Annotated in this window: 16 protein-coding genes; 6 read left to right on the top strand and 10 right to left on the bottom strand. The window is 44.8% G+C overall.

What is annotated here, in order from left to right; genetic code table 11:
- Positions 1-43 precede the first annotated feature (43 nt).
- Together Q4549_RS08370 and Q4549_RS08365 are read right to left on the bottom strand one after the other, a co-directional pair.
- On the bottom strand, positions 44-790 hold the full coding sequence (locus Q4549_RS08370) for a DUF3379 domain-containing protein (protein WP_303550676.1): 747 nt from the start codon (positions 788-790) through the stop codon (positions 44-46).
- The gene (locus Q4549_RS08365; RefSeq protein WP_137675027.1) at positions 759-1,325 is read right to left on the bottom strand and encodes a sigma-70 family RNA polymerase sigma factor; all 567 of its coding nucleotides are present in this window, start codon (positions 1,323-1,325) and stop codon (positions 759-761) included. Before Q4549_RS08365 ends, Q4549_RS08370 begins: the two co-directional genes overlap by 32 nt.
- A 153-nt stretch (positions 1,326-1,478) precedes the next feature.
- Between Q4549_RS08365 and Q4549_RS08360 the strand changes: the two genes are divergently transcribed.
- Positions 1,479-1,763, top strand: a complete 285-nt coding sequence (locus tag Q4549_RS08360) for a DUF406 family protein (RefSeq protein WP_303512627.1) — start codon at positions 1,479-1,481, stop codon at positions 1,761-1,763.
- Between the two features lie 2 nt (positions 1,764-1,765).
- Here the strand turns inward: Q4549_RS08360 and Q4549_RS08355 are convergent, their stop codons facing one another.
- Genes Q4549_RS08355 through Q4549_RS08330 form a run of 6 tightly spaced genes read right to left on the bottom strand, consistent with a single transcriptional unit; the run spans position 1,766 to position 8,473 of the window.
- Positions 1,766-3,355: a BatD family protein gene (locus tag Q4549_RS08355; RefSeq protein ID WP_303550679.1), complete on the bottom strand. Its 1,590-nt coding sequence runs from the start codon at positions 3,353-3,355 to the stop codon at positions 1,766-1,768.
- Entirely contained in the window at positions 3,356-5,083 is a 1,728-nt protein-coding gene (locus tag Q4549_RS08350) for a VWA domain-containing protein (RefSeq protein WP_303550680.1), read from the bottom strand.
- On the bottom strand, positions 5,083-6,090 hold the full coding sequence (locus Q4549_RS08345; protein WP_303550683.1) for a VWA domain-containing protein: 1,008 nt from the start codon (positions 6,088-6,090) through the stop codon (positions 5,083-5,085). The genes Q4549_RS08350 and Q4549_RS08345 overlap by 1 nt, the downstream gene beginning before the upstream one ends.
- The gene (locus tag Q4549_RS08340; protein WP_303550686.1) at positions 6,083-6,610 is read right to left on the bottom strand and encodes a DUF4381 domain-containing protein; all 528 of its coding nucleotides are present in this window, start codon (positions 6,608-6,610) and stop codon (positions 6,083-6,085) included. Before Q4549_RS08340 ends, Q4549_RS08345 begins: the two co-directional genes overlap by 8 nt.
- Positions 6,603-7,517, bottom strand: a complete 915-nt coding sequence (locus tag Q4549_RS08335; RefSeq protein WP_303550689.1) for a DUF58 domain-containing protein — start codon at positions 7,515-7,517, stop codon at positions 6,603-6,605. The genes Q4549_RS08340 and Q4549_RS08335 overlap by 8 nt, the downstream gene beginning before the upstream one ends.
- A complete protein-coding gene (locus tag Q4549_RS08330) occupies positions 7,517-8,473 on the bottom strand; it encodes a MoxR family ATPase (protein WP_137675020.1) in 957 nt (318 codons plus the stop codon). The genes Q4549_RS08335 and Q4549_RS08330 overlap by 1 nt, the downstream gene beginning before the upstream one ends.
- A gap of 179 nt (positions 8,474-8,652) precedes the next feature.
- Between Q4549_RS08330 and fadI the strand changes: the two genes are divergently transcribed.
- Positions 8,653-9,963, top strand: a complete 1,311-nt coding sequence (gene fadI / locus Q4549_RS08325; RefSeq protein ID WP_137675019.1) for an acetyl-CoA C-acyltransferase FadI — start codon at positions 8,653-8,655, stop codon at positions 9,961-9,963.
- Entirely contained in the window at positions 9,963-12,086 is a 2,124-nt protein-coding gene (fadJ, locus tag Q4549_RS08320; protein WP_303550692.1) for a fatty acid oxidation complex subunit alpha FadJ, read from the top strand. The genes fadI and fadJ overlap by 1 nt, the downstream gene beginning before the upstream one ends.
- Positions 12,087-12,390: 304 nt before the next feature.
- Here the strand turns inward: fadJ and Q4549_RS08315 are convergent, their stop codons facing one another.
- Positions 12,391-15,180, bottom strand: coding sequence for an insulinase family protein (locus Q4549_RS08315; protein WP_303550694.1), 2,790 nt, complete (start codon positions 15,178-15,180; stop codon positions 12,391-12,393).
- Positions 15,181-15,337: 157 nt separating this feature from the next.
- Between Q4549_RS08315 and sixA the strand changes: the two genes are divergently transcribed.
- On the top strand, positions 15,338-15,805 hold the full coding sequence (sixA, locus tag Q4549_RS08310) for a phosphohistidine phosphatase SixA (protein ID WP_303550697.1): 468 nt from the start codon (positions 15,338-15,340) through the stop codon (positions 15,803-15,805).
- 181 nt (positions 15,806-15,986) lie between these two features.
- The gene (locus Q4549_RS08305) at positions 15,987-16,196 is read left to right on the top strand and encodes a DUF1107 domain-containing protein (RefSeq protein WP_137675015.1); all 210 of its coding nucleotides are present in this window, start codon (positions 15,987-15,989) and stop codon (positions 16,194-16,196) included.
- Positions 16,197-16,242: 46 nt separating this feature from the next.
- On the opposite strand, the gene smrB is transcribed toward Q4549_RS08305, so the two are convergent.
- A complete protein-coding gene (gene smrB / locus Q4549_RS08300) occupies positions 16,243-16,767 on the bottom strand; it encodes an endonuclease SmrB (protein ID WP_303512659.1) in 525 nt (174 codons plus the stop codon).
- Between the two features lie 62 nt (positions 16,768-16,829).
- Between smrB and prmB the strand changes: the two genes are divergently transcribed.
- Positions 16,830-17,753 carry a 50S ribosomal protein L3 N(5)-glutamine methyltransferase gene (gene prmB / locus Q4549_RS08295; RefSeq protein WP_137675013.1) on the top strand — a complete coding sequence of 308 codons (924 nt, stop codon included), beginning with the start codon at positions 16,830-16,832 and terminating at the stop codon, positions 17,751-17,753.
- Positions 17,754-17,756 lie beyond the last annotated feature (3 nt).

Below are 17,756 nucleotides of genomic sequence, written 5' to 3'. Positions count from 1 at the left end.
CAACGCCACCTGAAGGCTCAGGTGGCGTTGTAGATGTTAACACTTAAATTGCTTGGTTGAGATCTGCGGTTAAAAACGCCAAGGTTTTCTCAATCGGTTCATTACGCTCACCCACCACAACTAAACTGGCATGAGATAAGCTGCCAACCATGCCGTGCATTTTCTTGTCGGCAAAGCTTTGTACTGCTTGTAGTTCAGTGGTTTTAGGCACTACAAATACGTTAACATTTGAACCCATTTTACCTTTCATAATCATATGAAACGCTGGGCTGCCAGCGTAGGCACAATGATTTACATACACCACATCACCTGGCAGTTCATCAAAACTTGCCCCGTAACGCGCCAACTTGGCGTTAATGGTTTGTAAGCTTGGTTGCTCATCAACACCGCTGGTATAAGGCATTTCATGGTAAACATGCTGCAAAGCAACTTGCCCCATATCATCATAGCCAGCAGGCACTTGCCAATTTACCAAGCTAAAACTTAAGCCGATAACAAAAGCGATTGAGGCGGCCATAGCAATATGCACGCGTGTTTTACGACGATATTGCACTTGCGAATCATCAAAGCTTTGGCTCAATATTAAACGCTCGGCTAGAGCATCTGGCACCTCAACATTTAGCGCTTGTTCTAATTTACACTCAAACTGTTGCATATCGTCGTACAGTTTTTTGTTTTTCGGCGTCCTAGTTGCTTCCTCAATGAGCGCATCACTACGCTCACGAGGATTGGTATACAACTGGCGGCGAAACTCTAGCTCATCCATTACTTTGTCCTCGATTCTGGTCATCTTCTAGGGCTTCTTTTAGCTGGTTACGTGCTCTAAATAGCCGAGTCATCACTGTATTTTTATTAAGTTCTAACATGTCGGCTATTTCGTCCCCACTAAATCCACCAATTACTTGTAGGAGCAAAGGTTCTTTGTACTCAGGAGCGAGCTTATCTATTTGGCGGCGTAACCATTCATTCTCGATTTGCTGCTCGGTTGATGTGGCATTCACATCAGCAACAGAATGGTCTTCAATATCTACCAAGTTAAACTGCTTACGCTCGAAGCGGCGTGCATTCTCGCGCCTTAGAATGGTTATTAACCATGCTTTAGCTGCCTTTTCATCTTTAAGGCTGTCGAGTGAACGCCAAGCTCTAAGGAACGTCTCCTGAACTATGTCTTCGGCAATATGTTTATCCTTTACTAGCCAATAGGCGTAACGATAAACATCCCGGTTGTAAGCCTGAACTAAGGCTTCGTAACGTTTTTGTTTTGCTTCCATATCCGACATGACCGAGTCGGTTTGGTTTTTCTTTCGAAAAAAATCAACAACCATGTAAATTCCTAGATAAAAGGCATTAGGCTAATCTGTTATGATACGCATCAAAGAGACCTGCTTTGGTCTATGTTACACACTATACACCTGATTTCGCCTTGGTTTAGATTGAAGAGTTATAACTAAGGCCTGTTGTAAATTAAAGGAAAATAGATGAAAACCAAGTTAGAAGAATCTGAAACTTGTTGTTGTGTTGATGTTGGCGCTGTGATCGATGGCGAAGAACTTACCGCAGTAGTCGAAGAGTTATTTACCGAGCAACAGCATGCTGAAACGCGCCTAAGCAATTTAGTTGAGAAAGCCCGCAAAGCTGAATCTGATCCTTGTGAGATTAGCAGTGAGATTAGTGCTGTTGAAGGCGGCTTTAAGCTGGCCGCTTCTTTCACTTTTGCTTGCCAAGCAGAAAGCCTAATCTTTCAACTAGGCTTAAACCGTTAAGCTTATGGATTGAGCGAGGATAGCGCTGGCTGTTCTTGCTCTTTTATTTTTGCCAACGTGCTTTTTAGTGCAGCGCAACGCTGATAAAAATCTACTAAATTAAGCCTCTGCTCTTGTTCTCCACCCCAATTAGACTTGCTAAGAATCCGTAGTAGTGCAGCAAACTCTTTTGAAGGAGCTTGTTGAGCCAACCATTTTTGCAGCGCTTGTTCAGCTTGTTGGCTTTGTTGCTGTTTACAGGCATCAGCAAATTGTTGCCAGTTATCATCAACCACGGTTGGGAAATCAGTGTTTACCGGTGAATCAACAGCAGTTTTTTGCTTTTGCATACGGGTGAAAATTGCGATTAATAGAGCAAGAGTGATTAACCACGCGATTGCAAAAAACCATGTCCATAAGGAAGTCACAGGCTCCGTTACAGTGTTGGCTTGCGCAGCTAGGTTTGTTTGAATCGGCACTAATTGTTGGTTAACAGGCGCAGGCACTACAGTGATAGTGCGCTCTGCGACTTTCGCTAAAGCTTGTTCATCTTTGCCTAAATCCCACCATGCCAATGACCAGCCGGGTAGGGTGATTTCACCAGGGTTTACCGGAATAAGCGCGACATTCAAGCTGCGTTGAGCGAAAACAATACCGTCTTTTACAATGGTACGGTCTTGATAGGCTTCAGGGTAAACGCGAAAGTCATCACCGTAGTCGAGTGTGATGTCGGGCAATTGGTCTTCGGTAATGCCTGCCACAGTTAAGTTGATAATTCGGGTAAAGGCTTGGCCTTGTTCGTAGTCACTTTGCAGGGGTTGCACTTCTTCGTATAGCAGCAAATCAGTAGAAGGTAGCCAAGTGCCAGGGAAATCTGCTGGTGGGGCTTTTACTTCTAATGACAAAGTTTGCGCGGCAATGTCTACCGGGCGGGCTCGGCGATTAATATCATTAGCCAGTCCACTTAAACGTGGGCCTCTTACTTCAAACTGACCGGCTTTTTCTGGCGTAATCAGCCATTGTCGAATTAGCGTGCGGTAGCGCTTACCGTCTATTACCTCTAAATCTTGTTTATCGTCACCCAGCTTTTCTATTTTTGCACCTAACATGCTTGGCGCAATAATGTTGGCCTGATCGAGGCTATTGGCAACCCAGATTTTGGCGGTAAAGCGCACTGGCTGACCAATGTAAACTTCCGCGTTGTCTAAGCTTACTTCCATTCGAACCTGATCTTTACTCGGTTCAATGGCTTCTATTACTTTGGCTTGTAGCTGAATAGGAATAGTTTGCTGACCACCAATGTTAAAGGAGGGGATAAGATAGGTCCCTTCGTCTCTCACTAATAAGGTGGTTGTCCAACGAGTTTGAGTAGACGACACGCCGTTAATGCTTGAGTGCTGGCGACTAGTTGACGTGCCGCCCACTACAAATTTTTGCCTTAACAGCACCGAGGAATCGAATTCGCTGGCTGGCAAGGTATCGTTAGCCACAATTTCTAAGGTAAAGGCTTGATTAACCGCGACTGGATTTTGGCTAACCGTAGCGGTAACTTCGGTGGTGGCGTAGCTATTTAGGCTAAGTAAAAGAATAAACAATAGGCTGAGCGCTTTCACTTACCAATTCTCCTGATTGCTGGCTTGACGGCGACGTTTTTGATACTCGAGATACATTTTATTTCGCAACAGTAAGCTCGGGTCGTTAGGCAAGTTTTCTAGCCACTGCTGTAATTCGTCTTGATTAAGATCGTCTGGCGAGCCTGCTTGAGCCGCTTGTTGCTGTTCGGCATCTTCTTGGGACTCACTAGGTTCTTCGGCTTGAGCTTGCTGTTGTTCATCTTCGCCTGCTTGCTGCTCCGACTCTTGCTCACTCGCCTGTTGTTCTTCTGACTCTGGCGGAGATTGCTCACCTTCACCTTGCTCGGATTGCTGTTCCTGCTGGTCGTTAGATTCTTGTTGCTCAGAATCATCTGATGATTGTTGAGATTGTTGCTGCTGGTTTTGCTGTTGCTCCAACAGTTGTTCTATTACTGATTTATTGTGCGCTGCAGCTTCTAGCTCAGGGTTGCGTTGTAGAGCTTGCTCGTAGGCAGAAATAGCTTCGGGGTATTTTTCCAGCTGGCTTAAAGCATTTCCTTGATTGTACCAACCTTCAGCACTGTCATCTTGGGCAAAAAGTTGCTGAGCCTGTTGGTATTCACCGGCTTTATAGTGTGCCGATGCTTGCCAATTGGGATCGGTAAATAATTCAGCAGCGTCTTTAAATTGTTCTTGTTCAAAAGCCTGTTGGGCCTGCTGAGCTTGGTTTTTCCAAATGTCAGCGGCACTCGCGGGCTTTATAGAAATGAAGCTGGTTACGGTTAAGCAAACAATCAATAAATCGGCACGGCGAACGCTGTTAAGCAAAAGCAATAATATAAGGGGTAGTAAGAAGTAACCGATGTCTTTGCGTATTTGCCCTTGCTGGGCACTTTGTTGCTCATTATCCGCTTTACGGCTGCGCAAAGAGGCCAGTTTTTCAATGTCGCTGTTATCGGCTGAAATGAGCTGACAAATACCGCCAGTTGATTGGCAGAGCGGCAAAAAGAACTCGGCTTGTAGCTTTGGAATAACAATGCTGCCGTATTGATCTTTAAGCATACTGCCGTCTTCAAGCGGGATTGGCGCGCCTTCTTCGGTGCCAAGGGCTAGCATCGAAAACCGCAAATTATTGTCTTGCAAGCTGGCGAGGCTTAAGTCCATTTGTTGTTGGTTGATGCCATCACCGATAACTATCACATCGCCTTTGGCATAACCCGCTTGTTTAATTAGCTGAGCGGCTTGTTCTATGGCTAGATTAAGCGCCGATCCATGAGCGGGCATTAACTCTGGTTTTAAATGCGGTACTAAATTAGCCAATGTATTGGTATCACTGCTTAAGGGACTGAGTACAAATGCATCTCCGGCAAAGGCAATTAATGCTGTTTCACCATCGCGCCATTGTTTAAGTAAATCCAGCGCTTTGTATTTAGCCAGCTCTACGCGGTCGGGTTTTACATCGCGAGCACGCATAGAGTAGGACATGTCCATGATTAAAACGCGGGCACTTCCCTCGCGGTACAAGGGCACATTATCACTGACAATGCTGGGCCCACTTAAGGCCAATAAAATTAATGTAAACAACGCTGCAAGCGGCCATTGTGAGTGCTTGTGTTGTTTGGGCGAGCTCACTAAATACTTGGCAATGTTCGGGCTGAGCAATTGGCTCCAAGCAGATTGTTCTCGGCGATGCTTTTTAAACAATAGCAGCAGTAATAGCGGGCTCAGCAATAACCACTCGGGACGCAATAAACTGATATCTTGCATTATTTAACCTCCTTTGTAGCGCTGAATCGCTGGCTAATGAGCGGAGCTGCCAGGCTAATTAACAACACTAAAGCCGCTAGAGCCAGTGGCCAATAATACAGTTCATATTGCGGGCGATAGTATTGCTCTGCTTCAGAGATAGGGTTGAGTGCGTTAATTTCTTCATAAATCTGGGCTAGCTCGTCGGTGCTGCGCGCCCGATAATACTGGCCGCCAGTCATATCCGCGATTTTTTGCAGTGACTCCTCGTCTAAATCATGTGAAGGATTGACTTTGCGAGTACCAAACAAAGTTTGTTGCAACAGCTCATCAGCGCCAACCCCAATGGTGTAAATCACTACTTGGTTTTTTGCTGCCATCTCGGCTGCTTGCATTGGGTCTACTGTACCTGAGGTGTTTTGCCCGTCGGTAAGCAAAATGAGTATGCGCTGCTCGGCGGGGTGGTTCATTAATTGTTTTATACCAAGGCCAATGCCTTCGCCAATCGCGGTTCTGTCGCCCACTAAACCATGCTCTAATTCATCCACCTGAATTAACAAGGAGTCCATGTCAAAACTTAAAGGTGAAGAGAGATAGGCGTGGTCGGCAAACAATATCATGCCTACTCGATCACCTCGGCGTTGCTCAATAAATCCTTTGAGTAATACTTTTAAGGCGGTTAAACGATCTACGGCTTCGTCATTAAGTTGCATGTCTTTAATTTGCATACTGCCCGACATATCAACGGATAACAGTAAATCGCGCCCTTGCTCGTTAATGCCTTGCACTTGGTCGTCGAGCCAAACAGGGCGAGCAAACGCCACTAAACAAAGTAGCCAAACTAGCCATTTCAAGCCTTGTTTTAAGGGGCCGTTGGTTTTTTCCAAAACGGCTTGTTGTTGGGTAAAGGGTAAGCTGGTATTAAGCAGTTGCTCGTTTTGTTGTTCTTGTTGGGATCCACTAAAACGCTCTACTAACCAAAGCAGCGGCAGGGCAACAAATACATAAGGCCAAATAAACTCAAACATGCCGGCCTCCTGTTTTTGATGTTGTTGAGCTTGGAGTGTGAAGGCCAAATAGTGAAGCCGCGGTGAGTGGTGGGCGTAACTGTTTGATCCACTTTTTGCACAGTTTGGCTATATCTTCATCTAATGCGGGCGCATCGGCGGCATAGAGTTGTTGCTGCCATTGGCTTTGTAATTCAACGAACGCATGTTGTTTACCGCTGTAAGTGCTGTCTAAAAAGCTGAGCCAAGCCTTGCCACTCAAAGAGGCGACTTGTTGGCGCGGGTAATAACTTAAGGCTAAGCGTTTCATTAGCTGATTGGTGTCGGCTAAGTTCATTGGCTGTTGTTTTAGTGCTTGTAGGGCTTCTTGGCGCGGCTTACACAACTGTTGGTAACGCCAAGCAGCAAATAGGCTTAGTGCTAGTAACAATACTAATGCTACCGCTAGCACCCACCAACCTACAGCGGGTAAGGCTGTTTCAAAGTTACTGGGTAAAATAATGTCTTTTAACTGGGCTAAGGGGTTTGATTGCTCAGGCATAGTCCTGCCACTCGAAAGCTGTGGAAAAATGTTGATGAGGAATGCGAGCTTGTTGGAGCATGACATCTATGGATTGCTGACGCTGTTTCGCTAAGCGCATAAATTGCTGGCGAAACGTTTTGTTGTCGGGTTGCAAATAGCCTTCTTGCTTGCCATTACTTACTTGCAGCTGCTGAGCACTAGAGGCGCGAGGTAGCTGCTGCTCTAAGGGGTCGCTTATTTGCCAAGCAAATACTTGATTGTGGCTAGATAAGCGCTGTAAGTGCAACGCAGAGGCTTTATCAAAATGATAGAAATCACTGATTAAATGTACCTGATAACCAGTTTTTACTAGTTGGCACAAGGTTTCTAAGCTAGCGTTTGGCGAGCTTTGAATGATTTGGCTACTGTTTAAGGCTGAAAACTGTTGGTTATGTTGCTCAACAATGGTTTGTAGCTGGGCTAACCAATGGGTTCTGCTCGCTGCCGGTTTTTCGTTATGGCTATGCTCACCTAGATGAAGCATTAACGCGACCCGTTCGCCAAGCTGCTGGGCATTCCAACCTAAACAAGCAGCCAGCTCACTGGCAAACACAGATTTAAGCTTCTCGCCACTGCCAAAATACATGGAGTGAGATAAGTCGAGAAAGATAAATACCGGGTGCTCACGGTCTTCTCTAAACAGCTTGGTATGAGTTTTACCTGTGCGCGCAGTGACTCGCCAATCAATACAGCGAATGTCGTCACCGGGTTGGTAATGGCGAACTTCATCAAACTCCATGCCGCGACCACGTACTTTACTTAAACGATTGCCATGGCGACTGCTAGATACATTGCGCCAAGGCGGCATTTGCAAATGAATGGCGCGCGCTTCAATAAGCTGCTCTATATCTACACTAACTGGCGACCGCCGCGTAATGGTATCCATTAGGCAAATGCAACCAACTCAATTAAGCGCTGAATAACCGCGTCGGCTTGAATACCTTTTGCTTGGGCTTGGTAGCTAAGTAGCAAGCGGTGGCGCAATACCGGGTAGGCGAGTTGCTGAATATCTTCTGGGCTAACAAAGTCTCTGCCTTCTAACCAAGCTTTTGCGCGAGCGGCACGGGCCAAAGAAATACTGGCTCGTGGGCTGGCACCAAACTCTAACCATTGGCTAAACTCATCGGTATAGCGCTCAGGCTCACGAGTGGCAACGACTAGATCTACAATGTATTGATTAAGCTGCGGCGCAATATGTACTTCCATAATGGCGCGGCGCAATGCAAATAATTTTTGTTGAGTGAGCGGCTCTGGCTGGCGTAAGTGCACCTGCTTGGCTTCACGCTCAGTGAGTTCTAAAATCTTTAATTCGTTTTCGGCATCAGGGTAGTTCAAACACAGTTTAAACATGAAACGGTCAAGCTGGGCTTCAGGTAAAGGGTAAGTCCCTTCTTGTTCAATCGGGTTTTGGGTTGCCATTACCATGAATAGCTTAGGCAGTGCATAACTGCTGCTACCCACGGTGATTTGCTGCTCAGCCATGGCTTCTAACAAGGCCGATTGAACCTTAGCGGGGGCTCGGTTAATTTCATCAGCCAATACCAAGTTATGAAAGATAGGCCCTTTTTGGAAACTGAAACTGGCCGTTTCTGGGTGGAATACATCGGTACCGGTTAAATCTGCTGGCAGTAAGTCGGGCGTAAACTGGACTCGATGAAAGTCACCTTCTATACATTCAGATAGTGCTTTAACTGCGCGGGTTTTTGCTAAACCTGGAGGGCCTTCTACAAGTATGTGCCCATCAGCTAACAAAGCGATAAGTAATTGATCAATAAATTCTGTTTGGCCAACAATGCTTTGATTAAGATAGTCTTTAATGGCCGATAAAGTGTTATTGCTCATTTTTTCCCTTGAATTGTTCATCGCTGGGGGATGATAAAACACTCTGGCGAATGGCTCAAAATTTTCCTTTAAATTTGACGGCTTAATTGCAGTTTTAATCACTTGTTTGAATTTTGTGAAGAAATGGTTAATATATAAATCATGAGGTCAGACCTCTTAACTGGTTAAGGATAATTTGAATGCACCACCAACAACAATCTTTACAAACCGCCAATGGCTCACGAATAGCAGTGGTTGCTGGCCTGCGTACTCCATTTGCTCGACAGTCTACCGCCTACCAAGATGTGCCTGCTGTAGATTTAGGCAAAATGGTAGTGAATGAGTTGATCAAACGTGTCGACTTAGACGTTAAAGAGATTCAACAGTTAGTGTTTGGCCAAGTGGTGCAAATGCCAGCCGCGCCAAATATTGCTCGTGAAATTGTACTGGGCACGCCAATGGATCCATCAACCGATGCATACAGTGTGTCCCGCGCCTGTGCAACGAGCTTTCAAGCAGCTGTAAACGTGGCCGAGTCTATTATGGCGGGAACCATTGATTGTGGTATTGCTGGTGGTGCAGATTCTTCCTCGGTACTGCCTATTGGGGTAAGCAAAAAGCTTGCTCGTAGCCTGCTTGAGTTATCAAAAGCACGCACAGCAGGGCAGCGTTGGAACGTGATAAAGAAACTGCGGATTAAAGATTTAGCCCCAGTACCGCCAGCGGTCGCCGAATATTCTACTGGCATCTCTATGGGCCAAACCGCCGAGCAAATGGCGAAAACCCATGGCATTAAACGTGCTGACCAAGATAAGTTAGCCGCTCGTTCTCACCGCTTGGCTCATCAGGCATGGGAAGAAGGTAAGTTAGATGATGAAGTGATGACCGCTTACCCAGAACCTTATAAAGCATCTATTAGCCGCGATAACAATGTGCGTGGTGATTCAAGCGAAGAGAAATTAGCCAAGTTAAGACCGGTGTTTGATCGTAAACATGGCTCGGTAACCGCGGCAAATGCCACCCCACTTACTGACGGCGCCGCAGCGGTATTACTGATGCGCGAAGACAAAGCCAAAGAACAAGGCTTACCTATTTTAGGCTACATAAAAAGCTATGCCTTTGCGGGAATCGATGTATGGGAAGACATGTTAATGGGCCCTTCTCACGCCACGCCAATTGCTTTAGACCGAGCGGGCATCACCCTACAAGACTTAGACCTCATTGAAATGCATGAAGCCTTTGCTGCGCAAACCTTGGCCAACGTGAAAATGTTTGCCAGTGACGAGTTTGCTAAATCAATCGGTCGCGATAAAGCTTTGGGCGAAATTGATATGGAAAAATTTAACGTAATGGGCAGCTCTATTGCCTACGGCCACCCCTTTGCCGCAACCGGAGCACGAATGATTACTCAAATGCTAAATGAATTACGCCGTCGTGGTGGTGGACTAGGGTTAACCACCGCCTGTGCGGCCGGTGGGTTAGGTGCGGCAATGGTTTTGGAGGTTGAATAATGGAACAGCAAACTTTTACCTTAACCACTGAAGATAATATTGCCCTGCTAAAAATTGATGTGCATGGCGAAACCATGAACACCTTAAAAGCAGAATTTGGCCCAGAGCTCGACACTATTTTGGCGGACTTGGAGAAACAAACCCAACTTAGCGGTTTAGTGGTTTATAGCGGCAAAGCTGATTCATTTATCGCTGGTGCCGACATAGGTATGTTAGACAGCTGTGAAACAGCCGCCGATGCACAAAAACTGTCGCAAGATGGTCACAAAGTGTTTGCTCGCTTAAGTAAACTGCCTTTTCCGGTGATTGCCGCTATTCATGGTCCCTGTTTAGGTGGTGGGCTAGAAGTGGCGTTAGCCTGTGATTACCGCGTATGTAGTATTGATGATAAAACCAGCCTCGGTTTACCAGAGGTGCAACTTGGTTTGTTACCTGGTGGTGGCGGTACGCAGCGTTTACCTAAACTGGTTGGTGTTCAAAAAGCCTTAGAGATGATGCTCACTGGCAAGCAGCTTCGCCCTAAACAAGCGCTTAAAAGCGGCTTAGTTGATGAAATGGTGCCAAGCAGTGTGCTATTAGATGTCGCTAAAAAATACGCAGGAAAAGCCAAACGTAAACCAAAACCGAACTTAAGCATTGTTTCTAAACTACTTGAGGGAAACCCTGTTGGAAGAAATGTGCTGTTTTCGCAGGTGACTAAACAAACCTTGGGCAAAACGCGTGGTAACTATCCTGCGCCGATAGAAATTATTGCATGTGTTAAAGCGGGTATTGAGAAGAGCTCGGCAGCAGCTTATGAAGAGGAAGCCAAGCGCTTTGCTGGCTTGGTTAAAAGCTCAGAGTCAGCAGCCTTACGCGGTTTGTTTTTTGCTTCAAATGAGCTTAAAAAAGAAAGCTTGTTTGAAGGCGTTAAGCCACAAAAAATTAGCCAAGTTGCAGTATTAGGTGGTGGCTTGATGGGGGCGGGTATTGCCTTTGTATCTGCCACTAAAGCTAAAGCGCAAGTGCGTATTAAAGACATTAGCGAAAAGGGTGTGCTAGGTGGGCTTAATTATGCTTATAAATTGTTAGATAAAAAGCGTAAGCGCCGTTTTATTACCAACGCTCAACTGCAACAGAAAATTAACAATATTACTGGTGGTACCGATTTTGTGGGTATGCAGAATACTCAAATTGCTATAGAAGCGGTGTTTGAAGATCTATCGCTGAAGCAGCAAATGGTTTCTGATATTGAAAGCAATTGTAATCCGCAGACTATTTTTGCTAGTAATACTTCCTCGTTACCTATTGCGCAAATTGCTGCGAAGGCAGAGCGCCCTGAGCAGGTGATTGGTTTACATTACTTTAGTCCGGTAGAAAAAATGCCTTTGGCTGAGATTATTCCGCACGCTGGTACTAACGAACAAACCATCGCTGATACAGTGCAGTTTGCCCGCAAACAGGGTAAAACGGCGATTGTGGTTAAAGACGGGGCGGGTTTTTATGTGAACCGTATTCTGGCGCCATACATGAATGAAGCGGCTATGTTGTTGTTAGAAGGGCAGAGCATAGAACACTTGGATAAAACCTTACTTGATTACGGTTTCCCAGTTGGGCCAATGACCTTGCTTGATGAAGTGGGGATTGATGTTGGGTCTAAAATTGCGCCTATTTTGGAAGCTGAATTAGGTGAGCGTTTTAAAGCACCGGAAGCCTTTGACAAGTTAATTGCCGATAAACGTTTAGGCAAGAAAAATGGTCGCGGCTTTTACCTCTACGGTAAAGGTAAAAAAGCCAAAGCCAAACAAGTGGATGAAAAAGTCTACTCAGTACTCGGTATTAAGCCAAAGAGTGCTATTGATGGCGCTAAAATTTCAAAACGCTGTGTGTATATGATGCTTAATGAAGCTGCTCGATGCTTGGATGAGGGCGTTATTCGCAGTGCCCGTGATGGCGATTTAGGCGCTATTTTTGGTATCGGTTTTCCGCCATTCTTAGGGGGGCCATTCCGAGCAATGGACAGTATTGGGATTGCCAACTTAGTGAAAGAGTTGCAAGCCTTAGAAAGTAGCCATGGAGAGCGTTTTAAACCTTGTGAAGCTTTAGTGGCAATGGCGGATACAGGCGAAAGCTACTACAGCTAATTTGTAAATCTTCGATGACAAACCCAAGACAATTTTGTTTGTCTTGGGTTAAGATTCTTTGACAGTGTTCTGCTAAAATCACCAGCCATTTCTGTTGTAGAGCGAGTTGTATGTTTTTCGTTTTATTGTTGTCGGTTTGTTTTGGCTTGTTCTTCTATATCGAAGCCATTAAATTCTCGTTACCACGATGGCGCTGGACTATCGCTGGCTTTTTGTTTGGCCCACTGTGTATGCCACTTCTTTGGACTCACCAAAAACTTAACGTAAAGCGAAGCCAAGGTTTCAATGAGTCACGCTTGAAGGCTTAGTTGTAACTGTATAACTTTGATTGTTGCTGAAACTCTGCTCTGCTTGTTACATTGCGACCCGTTTCCAAATGATGGGTATTCAGCGGCGCTTGGTCTAAGTCTTCACCACCATGGTTATACACCACTACACGGTCTCGCTGCTTGCTCTTCAAACTCATCATAAATCGCACTAAGTCATGACGCTCTAGTTTATCTATGCACGCGGCAGCGCGTTGGCGTTGATTAAAGTCTGCATCTTTATTACCAATACTCACCCAAAAGCGCTGAGCTCGGGTGCGCATATTACTCTCGCGTTCTAGTATTTGGGCAATTAAACCTTGTTTGCTCTGTTGCCACTGCGCATCACTTAGCTCAAACATCAGTACTGGGAACTCATTCAAAAAGTCGTTAATAGCATCTAATAGGGTTTGCGGTTGCCCGTGAGGCGACTGTACATAAAAAATAATCCCAGGATGGCGATTCAAGGGTAAGTTACCGGTGCCGACAATGTAGCCCAGCTGTTGCTTGGTACGTAACTCATTGAAAAAATTCGAGGTCATAATGTGATTACTAAGCGTAAACAAGGCAATGCTCTCGGGGCTTAAATCCCTGCTTTGATAATAAATCATTAGCGCTGAGTCACTTTGCTGGCATTCCACTTCATAGAGCAGAGTGCCTTGTTCTCGAATACTAATAAGCTTGCGCGGGGTTTCTTTCGACGGACTGGTATTAGGCGATATTTCTTGTTGAATAAACTCGCCTAATTCTACTATTTTTTGTTCAGGCCAGTTGCCATAGGCCAGCATCTCAACATGGATATTCTGATAAAGCTTACTCACAAAGTCGGGCAGATCTTCCAGTTGCACATCGTCTAAAGCGGCTAACAACTCTGATGGTGGAGGATTATTAGGCTGCAGCAAAGACGTTAACTCGCTGAACAGTTGTGAAATGGGTTTAACCTGCATCTGATTTTGCCAATGTTTAGCCAGTTGCTGCTTGATGATGCCAAAGCGTTTCCGCTCAAAATGGCCAAACAAGCGGTTATTCATTATCATTTTGAGCAGCAAAATTTGTTTATCACTAAAGCCCGATAAATGCAGAGTGTAGCCGCCTTGGTGAGCATAAAGTTGATAAGACATTCCAGCAATTTCTGCTTGGTAAGTCATCTCGCTTAAATGGTCTAACATCAGCTCTACCATTAGGCGAGTGCAGACAATATTACGCACCGAGGCAACCGCATAGGCGGAATCAACCGATACATATAAATGGCCTTTTGGCACTTTAAACTCGGGCTCGTTGGTAAACCATAAACGAAAGCCGGGCTTATCAAACAACATTTTAGGCACCACTTCCTGGTCTACTGTATCTACCAAAGGAGAAGCATTAAACGATAAAAAGGGGTTGCTAGCAGGCAGGTGTAGGCTTTCTATTTCTGCTGGTTGTTGCCAACGGGCTAGGCGCTCTGCTTCGATGGATTTGACCGAGTATGGGGTGTTATACCACTTTGCAATTTTGTCACCTTTTACCTGCGGGGAGACTAAATTAATCCGCATTTTTTCAGGTAATAGCTGCTTTAAACACTGGGCGATAAGTACTTGATCATATTGCTCCATGGCGTAATCGCCATAGATAACATCTTCTGCAGGATAATGCTGTAGGTTTATGGCTAAGTGCGAGACTAGGTCAATGGCACGTGACTTTTCTTGGTATAAAAAAGCCCGTTCAAATACTTGCTGTTTTTCACTGTAGCGCCAAGCTTGTAGCCCTTGCTCGCGGATAAGCTTTATATAGCTAAAAGTGGCATCAATTATCGGGTCTATACAGTGTAAACCTTCATCGGTTAATAAATAGCTGATGCAAAAATCTTTAAAGTTACTGCCGTTTACCCCTCCGCCAGCAGCCATTGAATTAACCAAGCCCGCATGCCGTAATAAAGCCACTAAACTACCGGGACCTTCATAGCCAAGAATGTGGGCGATATAAGTTAAGGGCTTTTGTTTATACAGAGCATCCATGTCACCAAAGCCGAAAGATAAGGTGAGTTTTTTGAGTTCTTTAACCGGTTGAATATGGGTTTCTATGGCTAAATGTTCTGGCAAATATAAAGGTGCTAATTGGGGGTGAGACACTGCCACTTTGGGTACCGCTTTAAACAGCGCAATAACATGGCTCTCTATGTCATCTAGCGATTGTGGGCTTAATACGGCTAGCGTCATTAAATCAGCAGAATAGTGCTGTTGGTAAAAGGCAATTAAGTCCTCGCGAATGGTTTGGTCTTTGTTGTCACTTAGCGTATCTAAACTACCCACCGAAAACTGGCTAAAAGGGTGGGCAGGGTTAACGGTTTCTTTATGTACCTGATAAATTCGACGCACATCGTCTTTAAGTTTTAGCTTATATTCGGAATCAACCGCTTGACGTTCTCTTTCTACTAGCTCGGGGTTAAAACAAGGGCAGATAAAAAACTGACTAAAGCGATCTAGGGCTTCATCAAACCAATCGTTTTCGATATCAAAATAGTAATTAGTATGCTCAGTACCTGTCCACGCGTTATTGCTGCCGCCATGACGCGTAATAAAACTTTGGTATTCGCCGGCAGAAGGGTAAGAATCAGTACCTAAAAACAGCATGTGCTCTAAAAAGTGAGCCAGCCCTTCACGGCCTTCTGGGTCATGAAAATGTCCAATATTTACCGCCAACGATGCCGCTGACTTTTGTGCGGTTTCATCTTGGACTAACAATACTTTGAGACCATTGTCTAATGTAATGTTTCGGTAATGTTTTGGATCATTGGGGCTGGTATGCAAGGCAAATATCCTTGATTAGGGCGATACTATGATTATCAGTCGCTTGCGATGGTCTTGCAAACTCTGATGGATGTTTTGTGGCATATCAATTAAATTAGCTGCCAAAATTAGTAAGCTTAAGTGCTTTGTACACCTTAATTATTAAAAGAGCCCCTTTATGCAAGTATTTATCATGCGCCATGGTGAAGCCGAAATGTTTGCCGCCAGCGATAGTGAGCGAGCATTAAATCAGTCTGGCTTAAATGAAGTAGGCAAAATGGGCGGATACTTAGCCAGCAAACTAAAGCAATTGGATTATGTACTGGTGAGCCCTTACTTACGTGCTCAGCAAACCTGGCAGCGATTAGCGAAAAACTTGCCCGAAGCCGCACAAGTTATCGAGTTGAAAGAGCTCACTCCTTCTGGTGATGAAATGGCGGTTGTGGCTCTAATTAATGAGCTCGCGCTTGAGTCTCCCAACGGGAGCTTGCTGGTGGTCTCTCATTTACCCTTGGTTGGGTTTATTGTTGAAGGTTTAGTTGCTGACGCAGGTGCTCCGCTCTTTAGCACCGCAGCAGTAGCCGAAGTAAATGTGGCCGAAGAAAACAGTTTTATCTCTTTGCAACATCCAGTAACCTTAGCTTAAATTGGTGAGTTGTACTAAGTATTTGGCATAAACTGGTGTATTGCGCTTTGTTGCATAGGTTCCCAGTTTTTTGTTCTTTTGAGATCTCCTTCGCGGTTCCATTAATTTACGCCGATTTTCTTAGAAATGGCGCAACTGTCCTTGTAGTATCGCTGTGTCATTACTGTAGTGGACACATCGAATGAAAATATTTTCGCGCTATTCTCCGGTAAAAATTGCTCGTTACGTTAAGGCGTTCTTTAAAGGACGTTTGTACATCGAAGGACGTGGAGCATACGAATTCAAAAATGGTAAACTCGAAACCCTACCAAAATACAAGACCACTAAACACCGGCAAACAGTGGCTGAAGTGAATCAACAAATTGATCAGTTCAAGAATAAAGCAGCGTAGCTAAAACGGCTTTTAAGCAATAAAAACCACTCTCAGGAGTGGTTTTTTAGTTTGGAGAGTTTATTAAAACCAGCAAGGCACTTGAACCTCCATGCCCTTTGGGAGCTTGGTGAAAAGCAAGAACCTGTGGATGCTGAGCTAACCATTGTGGCACTTTGGTTTTTAGTATTTGTTGGCCATGACCGTGCATAATAGATGCAACATGATAGTGCTGTTGTTTACACTCTATAATTAAAGCTGCTATTTCTTGCTTAGCTTGTTTTTGAGTGAGTCCATGCAAATCGAGTAAAATCTCTGGGTCGTAATCACCGCGGCGAAGCTTTTTTAGCTCGTAGGGATCGCAGCTATCACTTTGCCAACGCATTGGCCCTTCGCTGGGTAATAAGGGGTGATACTCATCTGAAAAGAAGAATTGACTATTATTTAGCGCCGCTTGTTGTTGTTTTTCCCTTTGTTGGCTTTTTTGCTTGATTCGAGGGGGCTCAAGACTTATTTTATCTTGTTTTATCTGGCGAACGCCTTTGAGTGCTTCTTTGAAAGCAGCGAAATCTTCGTCAGTTGGTTTTTTCATCTTTATTATCAGTTGTGCCTGAAGCCATTTATTGGGTGATTGTACTTAATCTGGAGGCCAAATTGGAAAAGATATTTATCGAAGAAGCAATCGATGAGTTACATACGATACAAGATATGATCCGCTGGGCGGTGAGTCGATTTAATGCTTCAGGCGTTTTCTATGGTCATGGAACAGACAATGCGTGGGATGAAGCTGTACAACTTGTTTTGCCCAGCTTACATTTGCCCTTAGATGTTGATCCAGAAGTTAGGCATGCACGTTTAACTCGTCAAGAACGTAGTTTGTTGGTGGAGCTGGTGGTTAAACGCGTGCAAGAACGTTTGCCGGTTGCCTATTTAACCAATAAAGCATGGTTTGCTGGCTTAGAGTTTTATGTAGACGAGCGCGTGTTAGTGCCGCGTTCTCCATTTGCCGAGCTTATCGAAACGCAGTTTTCACCGTGGTTAACTCAAGAACCTACGCGAATTTTGGATTTATGCACTGGCAGTGGCTGTATAGCTATTGGTTGTGCTTATGCCTTCCCAGATGCAGAAGTTGACGCGGTAGATATTTCTGAAGATGCACTAGCCGTTGCCGAAATTAACATTCAAGGGCACGGTTTAGAGCAGCAGGTTACACCTATATTGTCTGATGGTTTAACAGCACTTAAAGGCCAAACTTATGATTTAATTGTAAGTAATCCGCCCTATGTTGATGCCGAAGATATGGGCAATTTACCCGATGAGTTTATGCACGAACCCGAGTTAGGCTTAGCTTCTGGTTCAGACGGTTTAGAGTTAACTAAAAAGATTTTGGCTGATGCAGCCGAGCACTTAAATCCGCAGGGCTTATTAATTGTAGAAATTGGTAATAGCCAAGTGCATATGCAACAGCAGTTCCCTGATGTGCCATTTACATGGATAGAGTTTACTAACGGTGGACATGGGGTATTTATTATTAGCCGTGAGCAGTTATTAGCTTGTGGCTCGCTATTTAAACAGTAAGGA

Origin of the sequence: Agarivorans sp. 2_MG-2023 (assembly GCF_030548085.1) — a bacterium.
Taxonomy (GTDB): Bacteria; Pseudomonadota; Gammaproteobacteria; order Enterobacterales; family Celerinatantimonadaceae; genus Agarivorans.
The sequence above is the reverse complement of the archived record's forward strand: the minus strand, read 5'-3'. Positions and strand labels throughout refer to the sequence as shown.

Coding starts and splice junctions, on each gene's coding strand:
- Q4549_RS08370 (WP_303550676.1), bottom strand. CDS start 790: ATGACCAGAATCGAGGACAAAGTAATGGATGAGCTAGAGTTTCGCCGC.
- Q4549_RS08365 (WP_137675027.1), bottom strand. CDS start 1,325: ATGGTTGTTGATTTTTTTCGAAAGAAAAACCAAACCGACTCGGTCATG.
- Q4549_RS08360 (WP_303512627.1), top strand. CDS start 1,479: ATGAAAACCAAGTTAGAAGAATCTGAAACTTGTTGTTGTGTTGATGTT.
- Q4549_RS08350 (WP_303550680.1), bottom strand. CDS start 5,083: ATGCAAGATATCAGTTTATTGCGTCCCGAGTGGTTATTGCTGAGCCCG.
- Q4549_RS08345 (WP_303550683.1), bottom strand. CDS start 6,090: ATGTTTGAGTTTATTTGGCCTTATGTATTTGTTGCCCTGCCGCTGCTT.
- Q4549_RS08340 (WP_303550686.1), bottom strand. CDS start 6,610: ATGCCTGAGCAATCAAACCCCTTAGCCCAGTTAAAAGACATTATTTTA.
- Q4549_RS08335 (WP_303550689.1), bottom strand. CDS start 7,517: ATGGATACCATTACGCGGCGGTCGCCAGTTAGTGTAGATATAGAGCAG.
- Q4549_RS08330 (WP_137675020.1), bottom strand. CDS start 8,473: ATGAGCAATAACACTTTATCGGCCATTAAAGACTATCTTAATCAAAGC.
- fadI (WP_137675019.1), top strand. CDS start 8,653: ATGCACCACCAACAACAATCTTTACAAACCGCCAATGGCTCACGAATA.
- fadJ (WP_303550692.1), top strand. CDS start 9,963: ATGGAACAGCAAACTTTTACCTTAACCACTGAAGATAATATTGCCCTG.
- sixA (WP_303550697.1), top strand. CDS start 15,338: ATGCAAGTATTTATCATGCGCCATGGTGAAGCCGAAATGTTTGCCGCC.
- Q4549_RS08305 (WP_137675015.1), top strand. CDS start 15,987: ATGAAAATATTTTCGCGCTATTCTCCGGTAAAAATTGCTCGTTACGTT.
- smrB (WP_303512659.1), bottom strand. CDS start 16,767: ATGAAAAAACCAACTGACGAAGATTTCGCTGCTTTCAAAGAAGCACTC.